A 20,767-nucleotide genomic window follows, 5' to 3' on the forward strand; every position below is an offset into this window, starting at 1 on the left:
CAACCATGGATGACCCGGCACGGTCAACCGCAGGTGACCCCGTGAGGACAACAATGGTTGACATGGAAAGTCTCGGGGAGCGCCTCCGCGCAGAGCGGAAGGCCCAGAATCGAACGCAGGCCGATGTCGGGCGCGCTGCCGGCGTGTCGAAGCAGGCGATCGCGAAGATCGAGTCCGGCGGCACGCAGGACCCGGGCGCGACCACGCTCGAGCCGATCGCGCGCCTGCTCAACGTGACGGTGCGCTGGCTCACCACCGGGAAGCTGCCGAAGCACCCGCCGGATGTCGCCAGCGAGGACTGGTCCGACATCCTCGCGTTCAAGACCGCGGCCGCTCTCGGCGACGGCGCGCTGCCGGACGAGTACGCCGAGACGCACGCGCTCAAGTTCCGAGCGGCGAGCCTGCAGCGGAAGCGCCTGCGACCGGACCGCCTGGGCGTGTGCTACGGCCGCGGCGACTCGATGCTGCCCCGCATCCGCTCAGGCGACGCGATCCTGTTCGACATGAGCGACAACACGCCGAAGGACGGCGCGCTGTTCGTCGTGAGCTACGACGGCCACCTCATGGCCAAGCGCCTCACGCTGCTGGGCGGCCGGTGGTTCATCGAGAGCCTCAACCGCGACGACCCGAAGTGGGCGAAGCCGATCCCGATCGATGAGCACAAGGGTTTCGAGGTCCACGGGCGTGTACGCTGGGTGGGCAGCTGGGAGGATTGATGGGCGCAGCACGCGTGCTTCGGGACTTCGTCGTCGGCATGCTCGGCATGGTGGCGCTGATCGTCGTCGTGGTCTGGGCGTGCTGGACGTTCCTCATGGATCACGAGCCGCCGCCCGCACCGGCGCCTGTCGTGGAAGAACCGATGACGCCCGAGCGGCGCGCGGGCATGATGATCACCGCGGCGAAGATGCTGATCCCCAAGCACCTGAAAGACCCGGACAGCGCGCGCTTCCGCAACCTGGTCGCCGTCAACGGCCCGGACGACATCATCATCGTGTGCGGCGAGGTCAACTCGAAGAACAGCTTCGGGGCGCTCGCGGGCTTCTCCCGCTTCATCTTCGCCGAGGTCCTCACGGTCATGGAGGACAACAGCCCTGCGGATGCTTTCCGCAAGGCGTGGAACAGCCGTTGCGCTGGCAAGCCACCTCTCGCTTCATCCCCAACCTGAAGCCCTGAGCGGACGGACTCGGATTATTTCGCACTCGGACGGTCATCTATGGTTGACACTCCATAGTCAACTGTAGTTTACTCACTTCACGCCACAACGGCGGGGAGAGAGCCCATGTCCATCCTGGTCACGACCGCGACGAAGCGTCTGCACTTCCACGTGCGGCAGCGTCTGGCCGGTCAGAGCAAAGAGCGCGTGCAGCGCGCGATCGAGGTCGCCGAGGCGGTCTTCGACGAAGGCGCGCGGTCCGTCCGCGAGGCGCTCGCCGCGGCGCTCGACGAAGCGCGCAAGGTCGACGGGGTGCGCCCGTGATCGACACGACCTTCCTTCTGATTCATCGGGGCAAGAAGACTGGCCTCGGCCTGCACATCACGAACGGCACACGTAATCGCACGTTCGCGGTGAACCATTCCAGCGCCGGCTTCTACGCGCATGCCGATGAGAGCGCCTGCCGCCTGAGCCTCAATCCCGACGACGCCAGCGAGTTCTGGCTCTGGATTGGCAACGGCTGCATCAACCTCCGGAACAAGATCGAGGCCGCGCAGGTCGCCGAGTTCTTCGGGCTGGCAATGCCGGCCGCCACTCCATCCAAGCAGGGAGCTTCCGCATGAGCCGCACCAAGAAAGGGGCGGCCAGCGCGGCCGACTCCGTCACCGTCCCGGTCGAGACGATCACGACCTATAAGGGCTTCGACCAGGACCTGCGTTGCCGCGGCTACCAGTTCGCGGTGGGCGAGACCGTGAAGCACGAGGGCGAGGTCAAGGCCTGCGCCGGTGGCTTCCACGCCTGCGAGTACCCGCTCGACGTCTTCGGCTACTACCCGCCCTCGGGATCGCGCTACGCGCTCGTCGAGCAGTCGGGCGACCTGTCGCGCCACAGCGATGATTCGAAGGTCGCGTCGCGCACGCTGACGGTGAAGGCCGAGCTGACGATCGCCGGCCTAGTCAAGGCGGCGATCGAGTACACGACGAGCCGGTGCACGCCTCCGGACCCCGATTCGCCCGCGACCAACACCGGCGACCAGAGCGCGGCGACCAACACCGGCGACCAGAGCGCGGCGACCAACACCGGCACCCGGAGCGCGGCGACCAACACCGGCTACCAGAGCGCGGCGACCAACACCGGCGACCAGAGCGCGGCGACCAACACCGGCACCCGGAGCGCGGCGACCAACACCGGCTACCAGAGCGCGGCGACCAACACCGGCTACCAGAGCGCGGCGACCAACACCGGCGACCAGAGCGCGGCGACCAACACCGGCTACCAGAGCGCGGCGACCAACACCGGCACCCGGAGCGCGGCGACCAACACCGGCTACCAGAGCGCGGCGACCAACACCGGCTACCAGAGCGCGGCGACCAACACCGGCGACCAGAGCGCGGCGACCAACACCGGCACCCGGAGCGCGGCGACCAACACCGGCTACCAGAGCGCGGCGACCAACACCGGCTACCAGAGCGCGGCGACCAACACCGGCTACCAGAGTGCGGCGACCAACACCGGAAAGCACGGCGTTGCGCTGTCCTCCGGCATCGACGGCCGCGTCTGCGGTTCCGAGGGCAACGCCCTGTTCCTCGTCGAGCGCATCGACGACTACTCCGATCGGCGCGGAGAGATCGTCGCGGCATGGGCCGGCATCGCCGGACGCGACGGCATCAAGCCCAACACCTGGTACACGCTACGCGGCGGCAAGCCCGTGGAATGCTCGCCGTGAGCGCGCCCGCCGCCCTCCCGCCGCTGGCCGCGCTCGACGCCGAGATCGCCGTCCTGCGCGAGAAGCTCACCCGCGCACGCCGGCGCGCTGACCAGCGCGCGACGTTGCGCGCATGCCGCGTGGATGCTCTCGACCGCGCATGCGAGTGGCTCGAGCTGCGCATCGAGCGCCTCGTGCACGCCCGCAACGCCTTCGACGAGCTGCTCGCCGCTGACGATCACATGGACCGCGCGCGCTGCGCCGTCGTGAACGATCGCCGCCAGCTGCGCACGCCGCGGACCGACCTCATGAACCGCGCGAGCGACCGCCGCCGCGCCGCCATCGAAGCATGCCGGAGGCAGCCATGCCCCGCGCAGTAGCCGGCAGCCGCGTGCGCCTGGGCAAGTTCGGCGACGTCGGCGAGCTCATCCGATCGTTCAAGCGCGGCCGCATCACGTACGGCGAAGCGCGCTTCCCGCCGCCGGCGCCTGGCCGCGGCGCCCGCTACGTGAACCGACCGATCACGCACTTCACCGTCATCGACATCGAGAAGGAGCCCGCGCCATGCGACAGGGAATGATCCTCACGCTCGCGTTGCTACTCACCGGCATCGACGTGCCCGCCCAGGACGTGACCGACGAGATCCGGGTCGAGGCAGTCGGCACGACGTGCATCGCGCTGGTCGTGTTCGCCGAGGCGCGCGGCCGCTCGTGGCTCGAGCAGGGTCTCGTCGCCCGCGCGATCGTGAACCGGCAGGCCGAGCTGGGTGACGGCGCCGACGCGTGCGACGTCGTGCTCGAGCAGGGCTACAGCGAAGCGCTGGACGCCTGGCCGTATCCGCGCTCACCGTGGGACCTCGACGAGCGGTCGTGGCAGCGCGCGCTGGACGTCGCGCGCGTGATCGTCGACGACGACTACGACCTGCCGCGCGACTGCGCCGCGATGACTCACTTCACCAGCGCGCCGGCGGGCTCCCTCCCTTCCGCGTTCCACGCCTGCACCGTCGGCGCGCTGACCTTCTATCGGCCGGCCCTCGCCGTAGCGGGAGCGGCACCATGATCGGGCGGCAGTGCACGACGCAGCGGCGCCCCGCCTCGCACGGCGCCGCGAGCTATTCGAAGCTGGCCGTTCACCGCCGGCGGGTGGACACCGCGGGATGCGCCTGCATCGCTCGGCACGCGGTCGCACTCGAGGACCTCGAACGCGACCTTCGCCGTCCCGCGAACTACGCGGACGTGATGGACCACATGAGCGTCAGCTACGCGACGGCGTTCCGAATCCTCGCGCGCGGCCGGAAGCTGCCGTGCGTGTGTCGAGCTCGATACCTGGAGGACTTCGCCTCCATCGAACTCGACCTCGGGCGCCTGCCTACGTACGCGGAGGTCATGGACCGCATGCTGGTCTGCCGCGCGACAGCGTTCCGGATCCTGCGCCGCGCGAAGGGGTTGTCGCGATGAGCCCCCTCGCCGACTTCACCGTCGTGCATTCCGCGACGGACGTGCTTGCGCACGAACTCGCCTACAGCTGCGCGCGCTCCGACGTCGAGTGCTGCTGCACGCACGTCCGCAGCGACGACGCCGGCCACTGGTATGACACCACGCCGAACGCTGAGACCGTGTGCGAGCCGCACGTGATCGAGCGCGCGGTGCGCTACCTCGATTCGCGCGGCCTGCTGCGGCGCGATCCCAGCAGCCCGCACATCGTGCAGGTCCGGGACGTGCCGGCATGAGCGCAGACCCGCAGCCCGAGCTCTTCGACGGGACCTTCGACGACCGCGAAGCCGGCGAGCGGCTGTGCGTGCGCGGCGGCGTCGTGCTCGCGACCGTGCCGGCCAATGCGATCGGCGACGGCCCGCTCGCGAAGCTCTTCGACATGACCGGCGAGTTCGGTACCCGCGCCGCTCCCCCTTTCTGGCTCGTCGCCCAGCGCGCGGCCAACCATCGAGACGCCCAGGAGGGCACATGCAAGCACTACAGCTGACCGGCGACGGTCCGAGCTTCGGCACGCCCATCGAGCGCGCACGCGCCGCGCTGAACAAGCTTCCGCGCGACCCGGGGATGCTCCCAGTAAACGACCCTTGGCGCCTGCTGCACGAGATATGCAGCGACAACGGCGTCGTCAGCGGGATCGAGGAGGAGTTGGCCGGCGAGACCAAGGAGCGGGAATACTCGGATCAGGCCGCGAGCGCGGCGGAAGACATGGCAGACCGTTACCGCGATCAGCTGCTCGACATCGCAGCGGCCATGGATCTTAAGGGCGACGTCCAGCGTGACGTCGAGCACGGCACCTTCGCGAAGCGGGCGATCACTCGTCTCGAAGCCATGAAGGCGGAGAACCAGTGATGCGCGCCACGACCGATGCATCCCTGCTCGCCGCGGCGCTCCGCGACGGCGTCGCCCAGGCGAAGGGCATCATGCCGATCCTGCAGCACGCGCGCCTGCGCACGGTGGAGGACGGAATCGAGGTCACGACGACCGACCTCGAAGCGCTCGTGCAGACCGTGATCCCCGCGACGGTGACGGAGCACGGCGACCTGTGTGCCGACGCGTCGCTGCTGCGTGCAGCCATGGTCACCGGCGGCGAGATCGCGCTCGAGCAGGACGGCATGTCGCTGCTCGTGCGCCGCAAGCCGCGCAGCCGGGTGAAGGTGCTGGCGCTTCCCGCGGCGGAATGGCCCGTGCCGGCGAACGTCGAGTGGCAGCCGGCCGGAATCGACCCACTCGAATTCGCCGCGGCGCTCGAGGCCGTCTCCTACGCGACGCTGTCGAAGGACGTCCGGCCGTACTGCTCCGCGATCTGCATCGGCAAGAACTTCGCGGCCACGACCGACGGTTACCGCTTCGCGATCGCCGACATCAACTTCGACCGCTCGCTGATGATGATCCCGGTGCGCGGCGCCCGGCTGATCCGCAACCGCTTGGGTGAAAAGTGCTCCATCAAGGTCGGTGTCATCCGCGGCATCACGACGTGGGTCGCCGTCGAGCAGGGTAGTGACCGCCTCGAAGTGAAGCTCTTCCCCGACGCCCGCTTCCCGGACTTCCCCAAGTACGTCCCGGCCGAGACGCCGCGCAGCGAGATCCACGCCTCGCGCACGGGCCTTCGCGCCGCGATCGAGCGCGTCGCGCCGTTCTGCGCAGCGAAGGACAGCGGCACGCGGCTGGCTCGGATGGAGGTCAAGGGCCAGAGCATGCTGATCTCGGACCGTGACGGCGACAACCACGACACCGTCGAGGTCGACCCGACATCGGGAAACTTCACCGGAGGCATCAACCTCACGTACCTCGCCGACGCGCTCGACGTCATTGATGCCGCGCGCGTCACCGTCGCGGCTTTCGGCGAGGGCACGACGCTCCGCTACACCGTCCGCGCGGAAGGCCACGCCGCGACGCACGGTATCGCCGGGGCGGTGCTGTGATGGTCGACCAAGGTTCCACCGCTGCTGGGCAGGCGTGTCCCCACGCCCCCTCCCTCGCGCCTGCCCAGCAGCACCCCAAGCCGATGAAGGCCTACACGGTCTCTGAGGAATACGAGGGGCATGCTTGCGTCGTCTTCGCGACCAACAGCGCGACCGCCCGGCGTGAGGGCGCGAGCATGCTGGATCTCGACTGGACCGAGGTCGATTCGTGCCGGCGCGCGCCGCAGTTCGACGACTACTGCCCGGGGCCCGTGCCGCCGCTCGTGCTGATCGCGGCGGGATGGTGGTTCGACTGCCACCACTGCGGGCAGCGGATCGAAGCCGACACCGAGGAAAGCGACGAAGGCGAACCGCTCGATCCGTGCGAGGTCGGGCAATCGGTCTACTGCACCCCTGAGTGTCTGGCGCGTGCGCGATTCCGGCGCACGGCGCGCGCCCAGGCCGTCGCGGCGATGTGCGAACTCGTCACGACCCGTTTCCCAGCGGCGACCGTCACCCGCGTCCACGTCTACGGCACGAAGCTCGAGAAAGCTGAGTCGCATCTCCACGGCATCAGGAGCTCGGCGACCTTCACGCTCCCCGGCCTGAACTACCCGGCGCACTACAACTTCGGCGAGGCCTACATGGTTTCGAACGTCGACGTGGAGGCGTTCGATCGTCTCTACGGCCCGCCGTCGCAGGCATCGGTGGGTCCGTGAATGGACGGGTCTACTACAACGAGTTCGACAAGCGCACGGCCGCATGGCTTCGGCAGCTCATCGCTGACGGAATCCTCGCGGCCGGCGACGTCGACGAGCGAAGCATCGAGGACGTTGTCCCCAGCGACCTCCGCGGCTATCACCAGTGCCATTTCTTCGCTGGGATCGGAGGGTGGGCCTACGCCCTGGCTCTTGCCGGATGGCCAGCTGATCGACCCGTCTGGACTGGTTCCTGTCCTTGCCAACCTTTCAGCGCGGCAGGTGCGGGAGCTGGGTTTGCAGACGAGCGGCATCTCTGGCCGGCGTTCTTCCACCTCATCAGCGAGTGCCGCCCTGCAAACGTCTTTGGCGAGCAGGTTGCGAGCGCGGCTGCAGGGCCGTGGCTCGACCTTGTACTCGCTGACCTGGAAAGCCTGGGCTACGCCGGGGGGAGCATCGCTTTCCCGGCTGCGGGGCTCGGCGCACCGCACATCCGCGACCGCACCTACTGGGCCGGCGTCAGGCTGGCCCACGCCCACGACTCGCGACTGGAAGGACGGCGCAAACCCGAACGTCAACGTGCCGCTGAATGCGCTGCTTGGTCGCGTGGCGTGGCTGGCGGGATGGCCGACAGCTTGTTGCAGCAACGATCGGTCGCCCGCACCGCAGCACGCGATATCGCAGAAACGCTCGGACGGCACGAAGATTCAAGCACGGCTGCAGTACTTTGCTGCGCTGGCGGGACCGCACCGCTTCACGGCTTCTGGGCAGATGCTGACTGGCTGCTCTGCCGAGATGGGAAGTGGCGGCCAGTTGAACCCGGCACATTCCCGCTGGCTCATGGGATACCCGAGCGCGTGGTGCGACTCCGCGGTTACGGCAATGCGATCGTTCCGCAGCAAGCCGCCGAGTTCGTCCTCGCGTTCGACGAAGCGTGCGGAGGCCTGACGACATGAGCGCCCCTTCGCAACAGCAGCTGGACGTTCTGCAGCACGCGCTGGGCGTCGACCGATTCGGTCGCGGCAGGCAGTACCGGAATCACTACGTCGTCGGCCCCGGTTGCGACGGGTACGACGCGTGCTGCGCCAACGTCGACGCCGGCTTCATGCACCGCTACCGACCGAGCGAGCTGAGTGGCGGCAACTACACCTTCGTGGTGACCGACGCCGGCCGGCGAGCGGTGAGCGAGCACAGCCCCAGCCCGCCCAAGTACACGCGCAGCCAAAAGCGATACCAGCAGTGGCTGGACGCGGACTGCGGGCTGCGGTTCGGCGAATGGCTGCGCATGCGATGAGCACCGACGGACGCATCACAGCGCGCGAGCTCGCCGCGTTCTTTGCCGGTGGCGAAGGCCGGAGCCTCTCCGACTCGACGACGCTCGGTCTCGACACCGCACGGGCCGACGAGTATTTGCGCAATCGCGTCCGGACGGCCTGGCTCGCGGGATGGGAGGCGCACAAAGCGATCGCTTCGCCCACGCCCGCGCGCGAGGCCACGGCCGGCGAAATCTCAACCCCCGCTTCGAAAGGACCGAGCCGATGACGACCGAGCCGATGCCGTCGGGCGAGTTCGACACGCCTCTCCCGGCAGGCGAAACCATGCGCGTGCGCTACTCGCTCGAGGTCGCCGCGAAGAGCACGCGATCGATGACGCTCGCCGTGCGCATCGCTACCGAGTCGATGCTCGAGTTCAACCGCGTGCTCGCGCGCCTCCAGTTCCGGCCGCGCGCCTTCGCCACCTGCTGGCGGCGCGACTCAACTGGCTGCAGCGCGCGAAGTTCGTGCGCTACGTGCGCGACAGCGCGTGCTGGCAGCTGACCGACGACTCGATGTTCAAGTCGGATCCCAGCTATCCGCCGAATAACCGGAAAGCAGATGAACGATAGCCTCTGGCTCACACCCGACGAGGTCGAGGAGCTGACCGCGAAGAAGCGCTGGCCGGCGCAGTGTCGCGCGCTGGCCGTGCTGGGCGTAGCGTTCCGTCCGAACGCCGTGGGGCGGCCGCTCGTCGAGCGCGCCGCAGTGACCAGCGCGCGCGCGCCGGCACGGAAGCAGGCTGAACCGAACTGGGGAGCGATCAAGCATGGGAAGGCGGCGCAAGCATAACCGGCACCTGCCGGCCTGCATGTTCCAGCGGCGCGGGGCCTACTACCTGGTGCGCGCCGGCAAGTGGCACCCGCTCGGCCGCGACTTCGGGCCGGCCCTGATCAAGTACGCCGAGCTGATCGGCACGGCGCCCCAGGTGAACACGGTGCGTGACGCGATCGCGCACTACCTCGAGACGAGCGCGAACCGGCTGGCGCCGGCGACGCTGGAAGGCTACCGGCACAGCGCCGAGCGGCTCGCGTCGGTGTTCGGGGCGATGCGCCTGCAGGACGTCACCGCCGCCCACGTGTACCGCTACCTGACCGAGCACGGCACCGTGTCGGCAAACCGCGACCGCGCGCTGCTTTCGGCGGCGTACACGCATGCCCGCCGCACCGGTGCGTTCCCGCGCGCGGCCGACGATCCGACGAAGGGGCTGAACTACCGGAACGAGGAGAAGCCGCGCCAGCGCTACGTGACCGACGAGGAACAGGAGACGCTGCTCGACGCTTCGTCGCCGAAGCTCGCCTGCATTCAGCGGTTCCTGCACCTGACTGCGATGCGGCAGGGCGACGCACTGCGCGTGCGCCTGGACGGGATGGACGGGGAGGGGATCCATTACACGACCGAGAAGACCGGGGTGGCCCGGGTGGTCGTATGGAGCGACGAGCTACGCGCATGCGTCGCGGAAGCGAACCGTCTGTGGCGGCGGTTCGGGAGGCTCTACCTGTTCGAGTCGAACCCGAAGGGCAAGCACGCCAAGCGCGGGCCGGGGCCGTACACGCCGAGCGGGCTGCGCGCCCTGTTCAGGGTCGCGCGCGCGAAGTCCGGCGTGAAGGACGTCCGGCTGCACGACCTGCGCCGCAAGGCCGGCAGCGACATCGAGGAAGCGCACGCGACCGAGCTGCTCGCGCACAAGAATCCGGCCACGACGCGCAAGCACTACCGGGCCAAGCCGGTGCGCACGAAGCCCTCCCGATAGCGTCCAATACGGACCGCGGGTGGGCGGCTTTCCCCGGGTGTTTCTGAGGCCGGACACCTTCTATATTGGACAGCGCGCGAGGTAGAAAGCTGAACGCGCCCCGGAGCTTGGGAGGTTTGTGCGCCGTGACTGTTAATCAGGGGGTCGTTGGTTCGAGTCCAACTTCGGGCGCCACCTTTCCAGCAACGCGTGATACAGGATCGATCGCACGTTGAGCTCCACGTACAACGCCCGCCTCGTGCGGGCGTTTTCGTTTTTTCGGACACCTCGGCGTTTCGCGTGGCCCCCCCGGTGCCGATTTGGCCAGGCCATCATCCCGTCATGTGCCGACGGCCGCGCAGGCTGACGCGGCCTGATCCGGCGTCGGCGTTCCGCGCCGCAGCCGGCCCGCGTTGTTGAGGACGAGCGTCACGGCGTGGGAGGCCCCCCGCCGGTCGCAGATGGTGAGCGTGAGATTCGTTCCCGTCGCCATGCCGCTGGGCATGTACCGGATGTGGGGGCGGCCGCTCGTGCTGCGGATCGCGACACCCCTGTGCTGCGCCTGCGTGACGCCGACGATGGGCTCGCCCGCGTTGCGCGTGCCGTCGTGATCGAGATCCGTGAACGATATCCAGCCGTGATGCCAGAGGCCGTCGCCGGAGCAGGTCTGCAGGTCGCGCGAGGGGCAGAGGCTGACGAAGCGTCCCTGCGTGATCGCGGCGGCACGTGCTTCACCGATGGCGACTGCAAGGGCGTGGCGAGCACTCCGCGAAGCGCCCGCGTCGAAGAGCCCGGCGAACGCAGGCAGCGCGAAGGCACAGAGCGCGGCGAGGATGACGACCGCGGTGAGCAGCTCGATGAGCGTGAAGCCGGTCTGCGGAGCGGGGCGCGCGTGCATGACGGTTACTCGACGAGGACGGAACGTCATCGTCGTGGCTGTTCCGGAGCGCGGCGATCGCCAGCGCCCCCTTGCGCACGTAGGAAAACGTCGACATGTCCCGTCGGTGCGATGCCGCGCCTAGAATGAACCCTCTCGCCCCGGAGCTCCCATGTCCGACCGATTCCAGCTCGTTTCGTCGTACACGCCGTCGGGCGACCAGCCGCAGGCCATCGAGCGGCTGACGGACGGCTTCGAGTCCGGGCTCGCGCACCAGACGCTGCTCGGCGTGACGGGTTCGGGCAAGACCTACACGATCGCCAACGTCGTGCAGCGCGTGCAGCGGCCGACGCTCGTGCTCGCGCCGAACAAGACCCTTGCCGCGCAGCTGTACGGCGAATTCAAGGAGTTCTTCCCGCACAACTCGGTCGAGTACTTCGTCAGCTACTACGACTACTACCAGCCCGAGGCCTACGTCGCGGCGTCGGACACGTACATCGAGAAGGATTCGTCGATCAACGAGCACATCGAGCAGATGCGCCTGTCGGCGACCAAGGCGCTGCTGTCGCGTCGCGACGCGCTCATCGTGGCGACGGTGTCGGCGATCTACGGCCTCGGCAAGCCCGAGGACTACCTGCAGATGCGCCTCATCCTCGCGCGCGGCGAGCGCATCGACCAGCGCGCGCTGATCCGCCATCTCACCGAGTTGCAGTACACGCGCGGCGAGATGGAGCTGCGCCGCGGCAGCTACCGCGTGCGCGGCGAGACGATCGACGTGTTCCCGGCCGAGTCGGAGACCGAGGCCCTGCGCATCGAGCTGTTCGACGGCGAGATCGAGAACCTGAGCCTGTTCGATCCGCTCACCGGCGAGTCGCTGCGCAAGGTGCCGCGCTACGTCGTCTACCCGAAGACGCATTACGCGACGACGCGTCAGGCCACGCTCAACGCGATCGAGACGATCAAGCTCGAGCTCTCCGAGCGGCTCGCGCAGCTGTACGCGTCGAACAAGCTGCTCGAGGCGCAGCGCCTGCAGCAGCGCACCCAGTTCGACCTCGAGATGATGGCCGAGATCGGCTACTGCAACGGCATCGAGAACTACTCGCGCCACCTCACCGGCAGCGCGCCGGGCGAGCCGCCGCCGACGCTGTTCGATTACCTGCCGCCCGATGCGCTGCTCGTCGTCGACGAGTCGCACGTGACGATCCCGCAGCTCGGCGGCATGTACAAGGGCGATCGCGCGCGCAAGGAGAACCTCGTCGAGTTCGGCTTCCGCCTGCCGTCGGCGCTCGACAACCGCCCGCTGCGCTTCGAGGAGTGGGAGCAGCGCGCGCCGCGCAGCATCTTCGTGTCGGCGACGCCGAGTGCGTACGAACTCGAGAAGTCGGCCGGCAGCATCACCGAACTCGTCGTGCGTCCGACCGGCCTCATCGATCCCGAGGTCGAGATCCGCCCCGTGCGCACGCAGGTCGACGACCTGCTCTCCGAGGCCCACGCGCGCATCGCGATGGGCGACCGCGTGCTCGTCACGACGCTGACCAAGCGCATGGCCGAGAACCTCACCGAGTATCTCGGCGAGCACGGGATCCGCGTGCGATACCTGCATTCGGACATCGACACGGTGGAGCGCGTCGAGATCCTGCGCGACCTGCGCCTCGGCAAGTTCGACGTGCTCGTCGGCATCAACCTGCTGCGCGAGGGCCTGGACATGCCCGAGGTGTCGCTCGTGGCGATCCTCGACGCCGACAAGGAGGGCTTCCTGCGCTCGAGCGGTTCGCTGATCCAGACGATCGGTCGCGCGGCGCGCAACCTGCGCGGCAAGGCCATCCTCTACGCCGACACGATCACGCGCTCGATGCGCGCGGCGATCGACGAGACCGACCGCCGCCGCGAGAAGCAGGTCGAGTACAACCTGGCCCACGGCATCACGCCGCGCAGCGTGCAGCGTGCGATCACCGACATCATGGAAGGCGCGCGTGCCGACGCGGGCGAGGCGCCCGCGCGCGGCAAGCGCGGCAAGGCCGCGCCGGCGACCGCACGCCGTGCCGCCGAGGAGGCGGCCGACTACGCGACGATGACGCCGGACCAGGTCGCCGCGCGCATCCGCAAGCTCGAGGCGCAGATGTACAAGCACGCGCAGGACCTCGAGTTCGAGGAGGCCGGAAAGCTGCGCGACGAGATCCAGCGCGTGCGCGAGAAGGGTTTCATCGGCTGAGGGCCGGCGACGCGCGGTCCTTCGCTGTCGTCACGCGGTGTCGCGATACGGACGGTCATGGATCGGTCGACGGCGCACGCAGCGTCATCGTCGAGACGAGTCGCACCGCGCTGCGCCTGGTATTGGATTCCGCCGGCACGTACGACGTCAGCTTCAGCATCGTCACCGCCCAGCGATGATCCGCATGCGGCGGCGACGAGCTGACTACCTCGACGTCGCGGATCCGGCCCCTCGCATCGATGACGAACCGCAGCACGACTTCGCGGGCTTGCGGGAGTGCCGCGCCCGAGCGCCTTCTTGCAGGCTCGTGGGTGCCGCTCACGCTCGTCTTCTCGGGTACCCAGTACTCGGCGAGCCTGTCCGCCTCGATCTCGATCAGCTCGCTGCGCGGCGTGGCGTGCAGCGAAGTCGGTGCGGCCATCACGAGTGCCGCGGCGAGACAGGTGAAACGCATGCCGGGATGCCTCTGCGGATCGACGGAATCGGAGGCCGTCGAGCACGGCGGCCGAGCGGGCCGCGTACGTCCGCAACCCGTTCCTTCCACGACGCACCGGTGCCTGCAAGCGTCGCAATGCGTGGCGTCGCAGCGTTTCGATCCGCATGCATCGTCGCGCACGCGCACGATCGGGCTTGTGCACCGCGACGGACTCGGTTAGGCTTCGCGCCCCGCTTCAAACGGGCGCGTAGCTCAGCGGTAGAGCACTACCTTGACATGGTAGGGGTCACAGGTTCGATCCCTGTCGCGCCCACCAGTTTGCAGATGCATCGGTAACGGTCCGGATCCATCAGGAGAGTCGTAGTTCCAACGAACACGATCACCATGACGCGAACCCCGACGACCTGACACCACCGACGCTCAGCAGACCATGCAAAAGACAAAGGGCGCTTCGGCGCCCTTTTGTTTTTCCGAATCCGAGATCAGAGGTCCGGCCATGATCCAGATCACCCTTCCCGACGGCAGCGTCCGTCCGTTCGACGGCCCCGTCAGCGTGCAGCAGGTCGCCGCGTCGATCGGTGCCGGCCTCGCCAAGGCGACGGTCGCCGGCAAGGTCGACGGCCGTCTCGTCGACGCCAGTGACGTCATCGACCACGATGCGGCGCTGCAGATCATCACGCCGAAGGACGAGGAGGGCGTCGAGATCATCCGCCACTCGTGCGCGCATCTGGTCGGCCACGCGGTCAAGCAGCTGTTCCCCGAGGCCAAGATGGTCATCGGCCCGGTCATCGCGGAGGGTTTCTACTACGACATCTGGAGCGAGCGCCCCTTCACGCCGGACGACCTTGCCGCGATCGAGCAGCGCATGCGCGAGCTCATCGCGCTCGACTACGACGTGGTCAAGAAGATGACGCCGCGTGCGGAAGTCGTCGAGGTGTTCAGGGCGCGCCGCGAGGACTACAAGCTGCGCCTGATCGACGACATGCCCGACGACGTCACCGCGATGGGCCTGTACTACCACCAGGAATACGTCGACATGTGCCGCGGTCCGCACGTGCCGAACACGCGCTTCCTCAAGGCGTTCAAGCTCACGCGCATCTCGGGCGCGTACTGGCGCGGCGATGCGCAGAACGAGCAGCTGCAGCGCGTCTACGGCACGGCGTGGGCCGACGACAAGCAGCTCAAGGCCTACATCCAGCGCATCGAGGAAGCCGAGAAGCGCGACCACCGCCGCATCGGCAAGCAGCTCGACCTGTTCCACCTGCAGGAAGAGGCGCCGGGCCTCGTATTCTGGCATCCGAAGGGCTGGGCGGTCTGGCAGGTCGTCGAGCAGTACATGCGCCGCCTCTACCGCGAGACGGGCTACGGCGAGGTGCGCTGCCCGCAGATCCTCGACGTGGAGCTGTGGAAGAAGTCCGGCCACTGGGACAACTACAAGGACAACATGTTCTTCACCGAGTCCGAGAAGCGGACCTACGCGGTGAAGCCCATGAATTGCCCGGGCCACGTGCAGATCTTCAACCAGGGCCTGCACAGCTACCGCGACCTGCCGATCCGCTACGGCGAGTTCGGCTCCTGCCATCGCAACGAGCCGTCGGGCGCGCTGCACGGCATCCTGCGCGTGCGCGGCTTCACGCAGGACGACGGCCACATCTTCTGCACCGAGTCGCAGATCGAATCGGAAGTGCGCGCGTTCCACGAGCAGGCGCTCAAGGTCTACGCGGACTTCGGTTTCGACGAGATCCAGATCAAGATCGCGCTGCGCCCGGATTCGCGTCTCGGCGACGACGCCACGTGGGACCGCGCCGAAGGCGCGCTGCGCTCCGCGCTGTCGGCCGCGGGCGTGGAGTGGAAGGAGCTGCCGGGCGAGGGCGCGTTCTACGGTCCGAAGATCGAGTACCACCTGAAGGATGCGATCGGCCGCACGTGGCAGCTCGGCACGATGCAGGTCGACTTCATGATGCCGGGTCGCCTCGGTGCGACCTATATCGACGAGGAAAGCCAGCGCCGTACGCCGGTCATGCTGCATCGCGCGATCGTCGGTTCGATGGAGCGCTTCATCGGCATCCTCATCGAGAACCATGCCGGCCAGTTCCCGGCGTGGCTCGCGCCGGTGCAGGCGGTCGTGATGAACATCACCGACGCGCAGGCCGATTTCGTGCGCGAGGCGGCGCAAGCCCTTGTGGCGCAAGGCTTCCGGGTGGAGGCCGATTTGCGAAACGAGAAGATCGGCTATAAAATCCGCGAACACACGCTCAACAGGATCCCGTATCTGCTGGTCGCTGGCGACCGGGAGAAGGAATCGGGGACCCTTGCCGTGCGTGCGCTTTCGGGCGAAGACCTCGGTACTTTCAAGGTCTTGGACTTCGCCGAGAAACTCAGATCCGAGGGTGCCACCGCCTGAGCGGTGGCGCCTCGGGCATCCGTTAGACCCTTAGGGAGATTGTCGTATCGCCACCGAAAAAGCCAACCGCCGCAATCTCGAGATCCGTGTTCCGCGGGTCCGTGTGATCGGCGCTGACGGAGAGCAGGTCGGTGTGCTCTCGCGTGACGAAGCCTTGAGCATGGCCCAGGAGCTCGGCCTCGACCTCGTCGAGATCCAGCCCCAGGCCGATCCGCCGGTCTGCCGCATCATGGACTTCGGCAAGTTCAAGTTCGACATGCAGAAGAAGGCCCACGCGGCCAAGAAGAAGCAGAAGCAGGTCGAGATCAAGGAGCTCAAGTTCCGTCCCACGACCGACGTCGGGGACTACGCGATCAAGCTCCGCAACCTCAGGCGCTTCCTCGAGGAAGGCGACAAGGTCAAGATCACGATCCGCTTCAGGGGCCGCGAGATGGCGCACCAGGAGCTCGGCGACGCGATGGTCAAGAAGATCGCGGCCGACATCGTGGAAGAAGCCGTCATCGAGCAGTACCCGCGCATGGAAGGGCGCCTCATGGTCATGATGATCGCGCCGAAGAAGAAGCAGTAAGCAGGACGTCGCCGTCCGGGTCTCCCGGCGGTGCCGAGGAGACGACCCGCTCGCGGGTCGAAGAACAAGCCGGTTCGAGCAGGAAGGAAAGTACGGCAGCCGCCGTCGCTCGCGCCCGTAAACAAAACCACCAAAGGAGTTGGGCCCATGCCCAAGATGAAGACCAACCGGGCCGCTGCCAAGCGGTTCCGCAAGACCGCGTCAGGCAAGTTCAAGTGCGGCCACGCATTCAAGAGCCACATCCTGACCAAGAAGTCGACCAAGCGTAAGCGCAACCTGCGTGGCCAGAACCACGTGCGCGCCGAAGACGCCGGTCGCGTCGCCCGCATGCTGCCGTACCTGTAAGGAGGACTGACCCATGGCACGAGTGAAACGTGGCGTCACCGCCCACCGCAGGCACCGCAAGCTGATCTCCCGCGCGAAGGGCTATTACAACGCCCGCCGCAAGGTCTACCGCGTCGCCAAGCAGGCCGTCATCAAGGCGCTCCAGTACGCCTACATCGGCCGCAAGCAGCGCAAGCGCCAGTTCCGTGCGCTGTGGATCGTGCGCATCAACGCCGGTGCACGCATGTACGGCCTGAGCTACAGCCGTCTCATGAACGGCCTCAAGAAGGCGCAGATCAACGTCGACCGCAAGGTCCTCGCCGATATCGCCGTGCACGACATCCAGGCGTTCGGCGCGCTGGCCGAGAAGGCGAAGGCCGCCCTGGCTGCGTGATCCCGCGGCATCCCGGTCCGCCGGGATGCCCGCCTGTGCGATGAACGTGGGGAGCAGGCTTTCGCCTCGCTCCCCATTTCATTTTCCGAGAGGGGTTTTTTCGATGGATGCACTGGACAGCCGCATCGGGCCGGCGCTGCAGGCGATCGCCGCGGCGGGCACGCTCGAGGCGCTCGACGCCGAGCGCGTCGCCGCGATCGGCAAGTCGGGTTTCGTCACCGAGCAGCTCAAGCAGCTCGGCAAGCTGCCGGCCGAAGAGCGCAAGGCCGCCGGCGAACGCATCAACGTCGCCAAGGACGAGGTGCTCGCGGCGATCGCCGCGCGCCGCAGCGTGCTCGAGGAAGCCGCGTTCGACGCGCGCCTCGCCGCCGACCGCGTCGACGTCACGCTGCCGGGCCGCCGTGCCGCGCGCGGCACGTTGCATCCGGTCACGCGCGCGATGGAGCGCATCTGCGACATCTTCGGCCGTCTCGGTTACGAGCTCGCCGACGGGCCCGAGATCGAGGACGACTGGCACAACTTCGAGGCGCTCAACTTCCCGCCGCACCATCCGGCGCGCGCGATGCACGACACGTTCTACTTCGGCGACGGCCGCCTGCTGCGCACGCACACCTCGGGCGTGCAGGTGCGCTACATGGGTCAGCACCAGCCACCGCTGCGCATGATCGCGGCGGGCAAGGTGTACCGCTCCGACAGCGACCAGACGCACTCGCCGATGTTCCATCAGATCGAAGGCCTGCTCGTCGACGAGCACGCCACGTTCGCCGACCTCAAGGGCACGCTGAGCGAGCTCGTTCGTGCGTTCTTCGAACGCGATTTCGAGATGCGCTTCCGCCCGAGCTACTTCCCGTTCGTCGAACCCGGCGCCGAGGTCGACATCGCCTGGCAGCAGGCCGACGGCAGCACGCGCTGGCTCGAGGTGCTCGGCTGCGGCATGGTCCATCCGAACGTGCTCAAGGCGGTCGGCATCGATCCTGAGCGCTACACGGGCTTCGCGTTCGGACTCGGCGTCGAGCGTTTCGCGATGCTGCGCTACGGCGTCGACGACCTGCGCGCGTTCTTCGAGAACGACGTGCGCTTCCTGCGGCAGTTCGCCTGAAGCACCGCAGCTTTCCCGCCTTCAACGTGACGGAGCGAGGCTCCGTCCCAACGGATCACGAGCGATGAAGTTTTCCGAACACTGGTTGCGCCAGCACGTCCGCACCGACGCGACGCGCGACGAACTCGCCGCGACGCTGACCGCGATCGGCCTCGAGGTCGAGGAGGTCACGCCGCTCGGCGAGGCGCTCCACGGCGTCGTCGTCGCACGCATCGTGTCCGCCGAGAAGCATCCCGAGGCCGACCGCCTGCAGGTCTGCCAGGTCGATGCCGGCGGCGATGCGCCGCTGCAGATCGTCAGCGGTGCGCCGAATGCGCGCCCGGGCCTCGTCGCGCCGCTCGCGACGATCGGCACGCGCGTCGGCGAGCTGACCATCAAGGCCGCGAAGCTGCGCGGCGTCGCCTCGAACGGCATGCTGTGCTCGGCGAAGGAACTCGGCCTCGACGCCGATGCCTCGGGCCTGCTCGAGCTGCCGGCCGATGCGCCGGTCGGCACGCCGCTCGCGCAGTACCTCGGGCTGCCCGACGCGAGCATCGAGATCAAACTCACGCCGAACCGCGCCGACTGCTTCAGCGTGCGCGGCATCGCCTACGACGTCGCTGCCGCGTTCGGCAGCGAAGTCACGCCGCTCGAGGCACACGCCGTACCTGCGCAGGGCACGGCGCGCATGGAGGTGTCACTCGAGGCGGGCGAGCGCGTGCCGCGCTTCGTGGGACGCGTGATCGAGAACGTCGACGCCTCCGTCGCCACGCCGGTCTGGATGGCCGAACGCCTGCGCCGCGCCGGCGTGCGCCCGATCAGCTTCCTCGTCGACGTGACGCAGTACGTCATGCTCGAGCTCGGCCAGCCGATGCACGCGTTCGACCGTGACGCGCTCGAAGGCACCGTGGTCGTGCGTCCGGCCCGCGCGGGCGAGACGGTGAAGCTGCTCGACGGTCGCACCGTCGAGCTCGACGGCGAGTTCCTCGTCGTCGCCGACAGCCGCGGTGGTCGCGGCGCACGCGCGGTCGCGCTCGGCGGCATCATGGGCGGCGAGGACACCAAGGTCGGTTCCGCGACGCGCAACGTGTTCCTCGAAGCCGCGCACTGGATCCCGTCGACGATCATCGGCCGCAGCCGCCGGCTCGGCCTGCACACCGACGCGGGCCATCGTTTCGAGCGTGGCGTCGATCCGTCGCTGCCACCGGTGGCGGTCGAGTACGCGACGCGCCTGATCCTCGACATCGCCGGCGGCATGCCGGGACCTCTGGTCGACGACACGATCGACGGTGCGCTCGCGTCGCCGGCGACGATCGCATTGCGCCGCGCGCGCATCGCGCGCGTGCTCGGCATCGCGATCGCCGATACCGATGTCGAGCGCATCCTGCGTGCGCTCGGCATGCAGGTCGAGGCCACGCCCGAAGGCTGGCAGGTGACCTCGCCGCGCCGTCGCTTCGACATCGCGATCGAGGAGGACCTCATCGAGGAACTCGCGCGCATCCACGGCTATTCCAACGTTCCCGCGCGCTCGCCGAGCGGCGAGATCGTGCCGCACGCACCATCCGAGACGCGCGTGACGACGAACGCGCTGCGCGCCCAGCTCGCCGCGCGCGACTACGCCGAGGCGATCACGTTCGCGTTCGTCGGCACGGAAGCGCTGCGCACGTGGGGCCTCGAGGACGGCGCCGTGCCGCTCGCGAATCCGCTTTCGGCCGATCTCGCGGTCATGCGCACGAGCCTGCTGCCGGGCCTCGTCGCGGCGCTCGGCGAGAACCTCAAGCGTCAGCAGACGCGCGTGCGCCTCTTCGAGGCCGGTCGCCGCTACGCGAAGGGCGAGGACGCGCCGATCGAGAATGCACGCCTCGCCGGCGTCGCGACCGGTGCGCTCGTCGAGACGCAGTGGGGCGAATCCTCGCGCGACGTCGACTTCTTCGACATCAAGGGTGATGTCGAGTCGCTGCTCGCGCTCGCGGGTGCGTCGGCCGACGACGTGGTGTTCGAGGCCGGCGGTCCTGCGTGGCTGCATCTTGGCCGTGCCGCGACGATCAGGCGCGGCGATGCCGTCGTCGGCCATGTCGGCATGCTCGACCCGCGCCTGCAGAAGGCGCTCGATCTCGACGCCGACGTCTACGTGTTCGACCTCGACCTCGACCTGCTCGCCGCGCGCGCGGTGCCGCGGGCGACGGCGCTGTCGCGCTATCCGTCGGTGCGTCGCGACCTCTCGTTCACGCTGCCCGAGGACGTCGCCTACGCCGACGTCGAGGTCGCGCTGCGCGCGGCGGTCGGGCCGGTCCTGGTCGACCTGTTCCTGTTCGACCGCTACACCGGCCCGAACCTCGGCGAAGGTTTCAAGAGTCTTTCTACAGGCTTGATTTTGCAGGACCGTTCACGCACCCTAACCGATCAGGACGCGGATCACTGCGTCGCTCTGGCCGTATCCGCGCTGGAGACGGGTTGCAAAGCGAAGTTGCGAGGGTAG

At 68.2% G+C, this 20,767-nt stretch carries 29 protein-coding genes and 1 tRNA gene; 28 read left to right on the top strand and 2 right to left on the bottom strand.

What is annotated here, in order from left to right; translation table 11 throughout:
- Window positions 1-5 precede the first annotated feature (5 nt).
- From ACQQ2N_RS12260 to ACQQ2N_RS12355, 20 genes are all read left to right on the top strand, one after another.
- Window positions 6-716 (top strand): XRE family transcriptional regulator, encoded by a 711-nt coding sequence (locus ACQQ2N_RS12260; protein WP_440221861.1) that lies wholly within the window; start codon window positions 6-8, stop codon window positions 714-716.
- Entirely contained in the window at window positions 716-1,165 is a 450-nt protein-coding gene (locus ACQQ2N_RS12265; RefSeq protein WP_440221862.1) for a hypothetical protein, read from the top strand. The genes ACQQ2N_RS12260 and ACQQ2N_RS12265 overlap by 1 nt, the downstream gene beginning before the upstream one ends.
- Before the next feature lie 114 nt (window positions 1,166-1,279).
- Complete coding sequence (locus ACQQ2N_RS12270) at window positions 1,280-1,477, top strand: hypothetical protein (protein ID WP_440221863.1); 198 nt, start codon at window positions 1,280-1,282, stop codon at window positions 1,475-1,477.
- A complete protein-coding gene (locus ACQQ2N_RS12275; RefSeq protein ID WP_440221864.1) occupies window positions 1,474-1,776 on the top strand; it encodes a hypothetical protein in 303 nt (100 codons plus the stop codon). Before ACQQ2N_RS12270 ends, ACQQ2N_RS12275 begins: the two co-directional genes overlap by 4 nt.
- A complete protein-coding gene (locus ACQQ2N_RS12280) occupies window positions 1,773-2,879 on the top strand; it encodes a DUF7666 domain-containing protein (RefSeq protein ID WP_440221865.1) in 1,107 nt (368 codons plus the stop codon). The genes ACQQ2N_RS12275 and ACQQ2N_RS12280 overlap by 4 nt, the downstream gene beginning before the upstream one ends.
- A complete protein-coding gene (locus tag ACQQ2N_RS12285) occupies window positions 2,876-3,238 on the top strand; it encodes a hypothetical protein (RefSeq protein ID WP_440221866.1) in 363 nt (120 codons plus the stop codon). Before ACQQ2N_RS12280 ends, ACQQ2N_RS12285 begins: the two co-directional genes overlap by 4 nt.
- On the top strand, window positions 3,223-3,438 hold the full coding sequence (locus tag ACQQ2N_RS12290) for a hypothetical protein (RefSeq protein ID WP_440221867.1): 216 nt from the start codon (window positions 3,223-3,225) through the stop codon (window positions 3,436-3,438). The genes ACQQ2N_RS12285 and ACQQ2N_RS12290 overlap by 16 nt, the downstream gene beginning before the upstream one ends.
- A complete protein-coding gene (locus tag ACQQ2N_RS12295) occupies window positions 3,435-3,917 on the top strand; it encodes a hypothetical protein (protein WP_440221868.1) in 483 nt (160 codons plus the stop codon). Before ACQQ2N_RS12290 ends, ACQQ2N_RS12295 begins: the two co-directional genes overlap by 4 nt.
- A complete protein-coding gene (locus ACQQ2N_RS12300; protein WP_440221869.1) occupies window positions 3,914-4,315 on the top strand; it encodes a hypothetical protein in 402 nt (133 codons plus the stop codon). Before ACQQ2N_RS12295 ends, ACQQ2N_RS12300 begins: the two co-directional genes overlap by 4 nt.
- Window positions 4,312-4,587 (top strand): hypothetical protein, encoded by a 276-nt coding sequence (locus ACQQ2N_RS12305; protein ID WP_440221871.1) that lies wholly within the window; start codon window positions 4,312-4,314, stop codon window positions 4,585-4,587. The genes ACQQ2N_RS12300 and ACQQ2N_RS12305 overlap by 4 nt, the downstream gene beginning before the upstream one ends.
- The gene (locus ACQQ2N_RS12310; RefSeq protein ID WP_440221872.1) at window positions 4,584-4,838 is read left to right on the top strand and encodes a hypothetical protein; all 255 of its coding nucleotides are present in this window, start codon (window positions 4,584-4,586) and stop codon (window positions 4,836-4,838) included. The genes ACQQ2N_RS12305 and ACQQ2N_RS12310 overlap by 4 nt, the downstream gene beginning before the upstream one ends.
- Entirely contained in the window at window positions 4,820-5,200 is a 381-nt protein-coding gene (locus ACQQ2N_RS12315) for a hypothetical protein (RefSeq protein WP_440221873.1), read from the top strand. The genes ACQQ2N_RS12310 and ACQQ2N_RS12315 overlap by 19 nt, the downstream gene beginning before the upstream one ends.
- A complete protein-coding gene (locus ACQQ2N_RS12320; protein ID WP_440221874.1) occupies window positions 5,200-6,273 on the top strand; it encodes a hypothetical protein in 1,074 nt (357 codons plus the stop codon). Before ACQQ2N_RS12315 ends, ACQQ2N_RS12320 begins: the two co-directional genes overlap by 1 nt.
- A gap of 83 nt (window positions 6,274-6,356) precedes the next feature.
- A complete protein-coding gene (locus tag ACQQ2N_RS12325) occupies window positions 6,357-6,971 on the top strand; it encodes a hypothetical protein (RefSeq protein ID WP_440221875.1) in 615 nt (204 codons plus the stop codon).
- Window positions 6,968-7,906 carry a DNA cytosine methyltransferase gene (locus ACQQ2N_RS12330; RefSeq protein ID WP_440221876.1) on the top strand — a complete coding sequence of 313 codons (939 nt, stop codon included), beginning with the start codon at window positions 6,968-6,970 and terminating at the stop codon, window positions 7,904-7,906. The genes ACQQ2N_RS12325 and ACQQ2N_RS12330 overlap by 4 nt, the downstream gene beginning before the upstream one ends.
- A complete protein-coding gene (locus tag ACQQ2N_RS12335) occupies window positions 7,903-8,244 on the top strand; it encodes a hypothetical protein (protein ID WP_440221877.1) in 342 nt (113 codons plus the stop codon). The genes ACQQ2N_RS12330 and ACQQ2N_RS12335 overlap by 4 nt, the downstream gene beginning before the upstream one ends.
- The gene (locus tag ACQQ2N_RS12340; protein WP_440221878.1) at window positions 8,241-8,492 is read left to right on the top strand and encodes a hypothetical protein; all 252 of its coding nucleotides are present in this window, start codon (window positions 8,241-8,243) and stop codon (window positions 8,490-8,492) included. Before ACQQ2N_RS12335 ends, ACQQ2N_RS12340 begins: the two co-directional genes overlap by 4 nt.
- The gene (locus ACQQ2N_RS12345) at window positions 8,489-8,767 is read left to right on the top strand and encodes a hypothetical protein (RefSeq protein WP_440221879.1); all 279 of its coding nucleotides are present in this window, start codon (window positions 8,489-8,491) and stop codon (window positions 8,765-8,767) included. Before ACQQ2N_RS12340 ends, ACQQ2N_RS12345 begins: the two co-directional genes overlap by 4 nt.
- A 57-nt stretch (window positions 8,768-8,824) precedes the next feature.
- Window positions 8,825-9,055 carry a DUF4224 domain-containing protein gene (locus ACQQ2N_RS12350; protein ID WP_440221880.1) on the top strand — a complete coding sequence of 77 codons (231 nt, stop codon included), beginning with the start codon at window positions 8,825-8,827 and terminating at the stop codon, window positions 9,053-9,055.
- Entirely contained in the window at window positions 9,033-10,016 is a 984-nt protein-coding gene (locus ACQQ2N_RS12355) for a tyrosine-type recombinase/integrase (protein ID WP_440221881.1), read from the top strand. The genes ACQQ2N_RS12350 and ACQQ2N_RS12355 overlap by 23 nt, the downstream gene beginning before the upstream one ends.
- Window positions 10,017-10,335: 319 nt before the next feature.
- Here the strand turns inward: ACQQ2N_RS12355 and ACQQ2N_RS12360 are convergent, their stop codons facing one another.
- Window positions 10,336-10,893: a GspH/FimT family pseudopilin gene (locus ACQQ2N_RS12360; protein ID WP_440221882.1), complete on the bottom strand. Its 558-nt coding sequence runs from the start codon at window positions 10,891-10,893 to the stop codon at window positions 10,336-10,338.
- A gap of 151 nt (window positions 10,894-11,044) precedes the next feature.
- Between ACQQ2N_RS12360 and uvrB the strand changes: the two genes are divergently transcribed.
- Window positions 11,045-13,084, top strand: coding sequence for an excinuclease ABC subunit UvrB (uvrB, locus tag ACQQ2N_RS12365; protein ID WP_440221883.1), 2,040 nt, complete (start codon window positions 11,045-11,047; stop codon window positions 13,082-13,084).
- 55 nt (window positions 13,085-13,139) lie between these two features.
- On the opposite strand, the gene ACQQ2N_RS12370 is transcribed toward uvrB, so the two are convergent.
- Window positions 13,140-13,538 (bottom strand): energy transducer TonB, encoded by a 399-nt coding sequence (locus ACQQ2N_RS12370; protein WP_440221884.1) that lies wholly within the window; start codon window positions 13,536-13,538, stop codon window positions 13,140-13,142.
- 223 nt (window positions 13,539-13,761) lie between these two features.
- On the opposite strand from ACQQ2N_RS12370, the gene ACQQ2N_RS12375 reads away from it, so the two are divergent.
- From ACQQ2N_RS12375 to pheT, 7 genes are all read left to right on the top strand, one after another.
- Window positions 13,762-13,836, top strand: a tRNA-Val gene (locus ACQQ2N_RS12375).
- A 180-nt stretch (window positions 13,837-14,016) separates the two neighbouring features.
- Window positions 14,017-15,924 (top strand): threonine--tRNA ligase, encoded by a 1,908-nt coding sequence (gene thrS / locus ACQQ2N_RS12380; protein ID WP_440221885.1) that lies wholly within the window; start codon window positions 14,017-14,019, stop codon window positions 15,922-15,924.
- A gap of 46 nt (window positions 15,925-15,970) precedes the next feature.
- Window positions 15,971-16,492: a translation initiation factor IF-3 gene (gene infC / locus ACQQ2N_RS12385; RefSeq protein ID WP_440225755.1), complete on the top strand. Its 522-nt coding sequence runs from the start codon at window positions 15,971-15,973 to the stop codon at window positions 16,490-16,492.
- A gap of 147 nt (window positions 16,493-16,639) precedes the next feature.
- Window positions 16,640-16,837 (top strand): 50S ribosomal protein L35, encoded by a 198-nt coding sequence (rpmI, locus tag ACQQ2N_RS12390; RefSeq protein WP_440221886.1) that lies wholly within the window; start codon window positions 16,640-16,642, stop codon window positions 16,835-16,837.
- 13 nt (window positions 16,838-16,850) lie between these two features.
- Window positions 16,851-17,210 (top strand): 50S ribosomal protein L20, encoded by a 360-nt coding sequence (gene rplT, locus ACQQ2N_RS12395; RefSeq protein WP_440221887.1) that lies wholly within the window; start codon window positions 16,851-16,853, stop codon window positions 17,208-17,210.
- Window positions 17,211-17,313: 103 nt separating this feature from the next.
- Complete coding sequence (gene pheS / locus ACQQ2N_RS12400) at window positions 17,314-18,309, top strand: phenylalanine--tRNA ligase subunit alpha (protein WP_440221888.1); 996 nt, start codon at window positions 17,314-17,316, stop codon at window positions 18,307-18,309.
- A gap of 64 nt (window positions 18,310-18,373) precedes the next feature.
- The gene (gene pheT, locus ACQQ2N_RS12405; protein WP_440221889.1) at window positions 18,374-20,767 is read left to right on the top strand and encodes a phenylalanine--tRNA ligase subunit beta; all 2,394 of its coding nucleotides are present in this window, start codon (window positions 18,374-18,376) and stop codon (window positions 20,765-20,767) included.

Source organism: Dokdonella aquatica, from assembly GCF_051987395.1.
In the GTDB taxonomy this organism is placed as follows: domain Bacteria; phylum Pseudomonadota; class Gammaproteobacteria; order Xanthomonadales; family Rhodanobacteraceae; genus Dokdonella.